7 protein-coding genes are annotated in these 5,344 nt (G+C 74.8%); 1 reads left to right on the top strand and 6 read right to left on the bottom strand.

What is annotated here, in order from left to right; translation table 11 throughout:
• On the top strand, positions 1-324 hold a 324-nt coding region (locus AB0J52_RS25960), incomplete at its 5' end, for a phosphotransferase family protein (RefSeq protein WP_500184873.1).
• Positions 325-361: 37 nt separating this feature from the next.
• Here AB0J52_RS25960 and tsaD read toward each other — a convergent pair.
• The 6 genes from tsaD to AB0J52_RS25930 form a co-directional block, all read right to left on the bottom strand.
• Positions 362-1,399: a tRNA (adenosine(37)-N6)-threonylcarbamoyltransferase complex transferase subunit TsaD gene (gene tsaD / locus AB0J52_RS25955; RefSeq protein WP_500184872.1), complete on the bottom strand. Its 1,038-nt coding sequence runs from the start codon at positions 1,397-1,399 to the stop codon at positions 362-364.
• Positions 1,396-1,866, bottom strand: coding sequence for a ribosomal protein S18-alanine N-acetyltransferase (rimI, locus tag AB0J52_RS25950; protein WP_500184874.1), 471 nt, complete (start codon positions 1,864-1,866; stop codon positions 1,396-1,398). Before rimI ends, tsaD begins: the two co-directional genes overlap by 4 nt.
• 17 nt (positions 1,867-1,883) lie before the next feature.
• Complete coding sequence (gene tsaB / locus AB0J52_RS25945) at positions 1,884-2,555, bottom strand: tRNA (adenosine(37)-N6)-threonylcarbamoyltransferase complex dimerization subunit type 1 TsaB (RefSeq protein ID WP_500184871.1); 672 nt, start codon at positions 2,553-2,555, stop codon at positions 1,884-1,886.
• A 120-nt stretch (positions 2,556-2,675) separates the two neighbouring features.
• On the bottom strand, positions 2,676-3,770 hold the full coding sequence (locus AB0J52_RS25940) for a hypothetical protein (protein ID WP_500184870.1): 1,095 nt from the start codon (positions 3,768-3,770) through the stop codon (positions 2,676-2,678).
• Positions 3,771-3,856: 86 nt separating this feature from the next.
• On the bottom strand, positions 3,857-4,366 hold the full coding sequence (gene tsaE / locus AB0J52_RS25935) for a tRNA (adenosine(37)-N6)-threonylcarbamoyltransferase complex ATPase subunit type 1 TsaE (RefSeq protein WP_500184868.1): 510 nt from the start codon (positions 4,364-4,366) through the stop codon (positions 3,857-3,859).
• A partial coding sequence (locus AB0J52_RS25930; protein ID WP_500184866.1) for an alpha/beta fold hydrolase occupies positions 4,363-5,344 on the bottom strand: 982 nt, incomplete at its 5' end. The genes tsaE and AB0J52_RS25930, both read right to left, overlap by 4 nt.

The following is a 5,344-nucleotide window of genomic DNA, read 5'->3' as shown; positions in this document are numbered from 1 at the left end:
TCCCGGTTCGTCCACCGCGACTACCACCCGGACAACACCCTCTGGTCGCGCGGCCGCCTCACCGGCGTCGTGGACTGGTCGGACGCGTCGTCCGGCCCGGCCGGCGTGGACGTCGGGCAAATGCGGCTGCGGCTCGCGCTGCGCTACGGCGTGCCCGTGGCCGACCGCTTCCGGGAGTGCTTCGACCAGGTCGCGGGCGGCCACGACCAGGACCCGTACTGGGACCTGCGCTGCCTGCTCGACCTGCTGCCCGAGGAGCCCGGCCGCGTCCTGTCCGAACGGGACGCGGCCCGCGCCGAGGAGTACCTCGCCACCCTGCTCTGACCGGCCCTCGCGGGGTCAGAGGGCAGGACCGTCCCGATCAGAGCAGGACGGTCTCGATCGGGAGGCTGGAGTCGGCGGGCAGCTCCAGGTCGGACGGGGTGAGCCCGCTCGCGACCAGCTCGGAGCCGAGCGCGGCGACCATCGCGCCGTTGTCGGTGCACAGCTTCGGCCGCGGCACCCGCAGCCGGACCCCGGCGCGGTCGCAGCGCTCCTGCGCGAGCGCGCGCAGCCGCGAGTTCGCCGCGACGCCGCCGCCGATGAGCAGGTCGTTGACGCCGTTGTCCTTGCAGACCTTGAGGGCCTTGTGGGTCAGCACGTCCACCACGGCCTCCTGGAAGGAGGCGGCGACGTCGGCGACCGGGACCGGCTCACCGGCGCGCTCCTTCGCCTCGACCCAGCGCGCCACGGCCGTCTTCAGGCCGGAGAACGAGAAGTCGTAGGTGCCGTCGGCGTACTTGCCGCGCGGGAACGCGATCGCCGCCGGGTCGCCCTCGCGGGCCATCCGGTCGATCACCGGGCCGCCGGGGAAGCCGAGGTCCAGCACCCGGGCGACCTTGTCGAACGCCTCCCCCGCCGCGTCGTCCACGGTCGAGCCGAGCGACCGCACGTCGGACGCCACGTCCGGGACGAGCAGCAGCGACGAGTGCCCGCCGGACACCAGCATCGCCACGCACGGCTTGGGCAGCGGCCCGTGTTCGAGCTGGTCGACGCAGACGTGCGCGGCGAGGTGGTTCACGCCGTACAGCGGCTTGCCGAGCGACAGCGCGTACGCCTTGGCGGCCGCGACGCCGACCATCAGCGCGCCCGGCAGGCCCGGCCCGGCCGTGACCGCGAACGCGTCGATGTCGGTGAAGGCCACCCCGGCCTCGGCGAGCGCCCGCTCGATGGTCGGGGTCATCGCCTCCAGGTGCGCCCGCGAGGCGACCTCGGGCACCACGCCGCCGAACCGGGCGTGCTGCTCGACGCTGGAGGCGATCGAGTCGGCCAGCAGCGTGTGCCCGCGGACGATCCCGACCCCGGTCTCGTCGCAGGACGTCTCGATCCCGAGCACCAGCGGCTCGGAGTCGCGGATCATGCTTCCTCCCTGGTGAAGCCGACCGGGCCCTTCACGGCGCGGGTCTCGCGGCACATCACGACCGCGTCCACGCCGGAGGGCTGGTAGTAGCGCCTGCGCAGCCCCACGCGGACGAACCCGAACCGCTCGTAGAGCCGCCGCGCCGGCTCGTTGTCGGCGCGGACCTCCAGGAACACCTGCGCGCTGCCGCGCCGGGACGCCTCGTCCAGCAGCTCGGTGAGCAGCGCCGCGCCGACGCCGGAGCCGCGCCGGTCGGCGCGCACGCCGATGGTCTGCACGTCGGCCTGGTCGGCCGCGGCGGCGAGCCCGGCGTAGCCGATGATCTCGCCGGCGTCCTCGGCGACGACGTAGTGCCGGGTGCGCGGCTGGTCGGCCAGCTCGTCGCGGAGCATCTGCTCGCTCCACGCGTCCTCGGGGAACAGGGCCTGCTCCAGGGCGTGGACGGCGGGCAGGTCGGCCGCCGTCATGCCGCGCAGCGCGGTGCTCACTGGGACACCTTCTTGCGCGGGCCGGGCTCCTTGGCGTCGGGACGGCGCAGGTAGAGCGGCTCGGGCGGGAGCAGGGCGGGGCCGGGGCGCCCGGACAGGCGCTCGACGGCGAGGTCGGCGAGCGCGACCGCGGACGGCGCCAGCGGGCCTCCGGCGTCGCCGAGGACCTCCGCGTAGAGCCCGGCGCCCTCCCCGATGACGGGCAGGTCGGGGGCGTCCTCGCGGACGGCGGCGGCGGAGCCGACGGCCGGCTCGGTCACGCGCCTGCCGTAGGAGTCGTAGCGCGCCCAGTACACCTCGCGGCGGCGGGCGTCGGTGGCGACGACGAAGGGCTCCTCGCGGCGGGACTCCCAGGCGATCGCGTCCAGCGTGCAGACGCCGTGGACGGGCACGCCGAGCGCCCGGCCCATCGCGTGGGCCGTGACGAGGCCGACGCGCAGGCCGGTGTAGGGGCCGGGGCCGACGCCCACGACGATCGCGGACAGGTCGGCCGGCGTCGCGCCCGCCTCACCGAGGACCCGGGCGATCTCCGGGGTCAGCACCTCGGTGTGCTTGCGCGCGTACGTGGCCTCCACGGCGGCGCGGGGGCGTGCGCTGTCCCCCGGCGTCCACTCGGTCAGTGCGACGGTGACGGCGGCGGTAGCGGTGTCGAAAGCCAGGACCAGCACGGACCGTAAGGGTAGTCGAGTGCGGCCCGTGCTCACGCTGATTCCCCGCCGCGCGGCGCTTTCGCGGCCCTCCGGGTGCGGGCGGCCGGACCCTCCGGAGCGGCTCTCCGGGGCGGGCGGTCAGCTCTGGGCGAGGGCCGTGAGGACGCTGCGGGCCGCGTCCTGCGCGCCGGCGAGGGCGTCGTCGGTGGCGATCGGGTCGCTGCCCTGCGAACCGGAGTAGTGCACGGTGACCAGCACGTTCGCCATCCGGACGTTCGCGACGGCCGCGCCGGACCCCTGGTCCTCGTCCACGCTGTAGACGGCGTACGCCTCGTCGCCGAGCCCCTTCAGGCGGACCTTGTCGGTGATCCGCTGGCCGCCGAGCAGCGCCTTGCCGGACTCGTCGGCCGTCCGCTCGGACACGAACGCGGCGCGGGCCGCGTCGGTCGGGCTCTGCGCCTGCGTCCCGGCGATCGCGCGCGTCTCGACGCTGAGCTGCCGCTGGTTGCGGCCGCTGTAGACGCCCCAGACGCACTGGTTCTGCCGGTCGTTGGAGGCGTAGTTGTCGGCGGGCCCGCGCTCGGCGTGCGGCGCGAGCCGGTCGGCGACCTTGGCGTCCAGAAGGGTGCAGGCGTCCGGGACGGCCGTCTTCTCCGCCTTGGGGGCCGGGGTGCCCGCCGTGCTCCCGACGACCTGCCCGGACGTGTGCCGGTCGCGTCCGCCGAACCCGTTGATGATCACTACCGCGGCGAGCACGCAGGCTCCGGCCCCGGCGGCGAGCCCGAGCAGCACGGCCAGGAGCCGCCTGCCGCGCCGGCGTTCCCGGACGACCCGGTGGCTGCCGCTGCGCGCCCGGTACTCACCGCTGCGAGGACCGTATTCACCACTGCGGGACGCGTATTCGGCGCTGCGGGACGGGTATTCAGCACTGCGGGACGCGTATTCAGCGCTGCGGGACGGGTATTCAGCGCTGCGGGAACCGTGATCTCCGCTGCGGAGGGCATGTTCACCGCTTCGGGGGCCGTATGCGCCACCGGCGGAGGCTTGCGGGCCGTACGCGCCGCTGGAGGACCCGTATTCGCCGGAGCGGGTTCCGGGATCGCTCGGGAGTCCGCCGTACTCGCCGAGGCGGTCTTCGCCGGGGCGGAGCCCGCCCCGGGTCTCGCCGCTGAACGAGCGGTACTCGCCGCTGCGCGAGGCGCGGTGACCACCGCTGCGATGGCTGCCACTCACCGGATCCACTCCCGATCAGGAATCCAAAATGTCGGGTTCGTCCGGCACAGAGTACGACATGGACCGGCGCGGCGGTCGCGTTCCACTTACCTCGGTCGCGGGCCGTCCGACCAGGCAAGATCATCGAGAACGGCGGACCAGCGGGCGCCCACTCCGTTGATCTTCACGGCGCGCCGCTCGGACGCCCCGGCGGGGCCGCGCGAGATGGTGACCTCCAGCCGGTCCTCGGCCAGTCCCTCGGCGAGGCCCTCGCCCCACTCGACGATCGTCACCGACTCGGCCAGCGACGCGTCCAGGTCGAGGTCGTCCAGCTCGGCGAAGCCGCCCAGCCGGTAGGCGTCCACGTGCACCAGGGACGGCCCGCCGGCCAGCGACGGGTGCACCCGCGCGATCACGAAGGTCGGCGAGGTCACCGGCCCGCGGATCTTCAGGCCCTCGCCGATGCCCTGGGTCAGCGTCGTCTTGCCCGCGCCCAGGTCACCGGTCAGCACCAGCAGGTCGCCGGCGCGCAGCAGCCCGGCCAGCCGGACGCCCAGCACCCGCATGTCCTCGGCCGTCGGCACCTCGATCACGGTCGTCCTCTCCTCGCTCGTCATGCGCCCCGCTCCTCCTCCAGCCCGGGCAGCGCCCGGTCGACCAGCCGGCGCAGCGAGCCGGTCACCACGCCGGGATACTCCAGCGGCAGCACGTGGCCCGCCCGGTCGACCTCGACGAGCTCGGCGTCCGGCAGCGCCTCGGCGATCCGCCGGCCGTGCGCGGCCGGGGTCAGCCGGTCGCGGCCGCCCACCAGCACCAGCACCGGCACCCGCCCGACGGTCTCCAGCGCCGCCGCCTTGTCGTGCCCGACCAGCTCCGGGTAGAACTCGGCGATCACGTCGATCGGGGTGGCCCGGATCATCTGCTCCAGGAAGTCCACCACGGTCGGGCTGACCCGCTTGTCGGCGAACGCCATCCGCCGCGTGACCACGAACGCCAGGTCCGCGCCGAGGGCGCGGGCCCGGTCCACCATCCTGGCCTGCCGGCCGAGGCCGCGCAGCGCACTCGGCGCGATCGGCCGGACGACCTTCACCAGCGCCAGCGGCAGCCCGAGGGTCATCTCGGCCAGGTCGCCGCAGGAGGTGTTGACCAGCATGACCCCGTGCACGCGGCACAGCGCGTCCGCGCCGCCGTCGAACAGCTCGGGATGCCGGTCCGCCAGCGCCATGATCGACATGCCGCCCATGGAGTGCCCGGCCAGCACCACCGGCGCGCCCGGACGGACCGTCGCGCGCAGCACCTCGTAGAGGTCGGAGCCGGTCTGGTCGATGGTCGCGTGCTCCAGCGGGCCGCGCCCGGACCGGCCGTGGCTGCGCTGGTCCCAGAAGACCATGCGCAGCCGCTCCCCGTCCGCCGTCCGGCGGGCCAGGTCGCGGCGCTGGTAGTGCCAGGAGTCCTGGTTGAGGGTGTAGCCGTGGCAGAACACCACGGTCAGGGCCGCGTCGTCCGGGCCGTCCACCTCCACGTGCAGCGGCACGCCGTCGTCCGCCGTCACCGTCAGCGGACGGCCGCGCAGCGAGCCGAACGGCTCGTCCGCG

The sequence above is a fragment of the Spirillospora sp. NPDC049652 genome (assembly GCF_040675125.1).
GTDB lineage: Bacteria > Actinomycetota > Actinomycetes > Streptosporangiales > Streptosporangiaceae > Spirillospora.
This window is presented reverse-complemented; position numbering and strand designations above follow the sequence as displayed.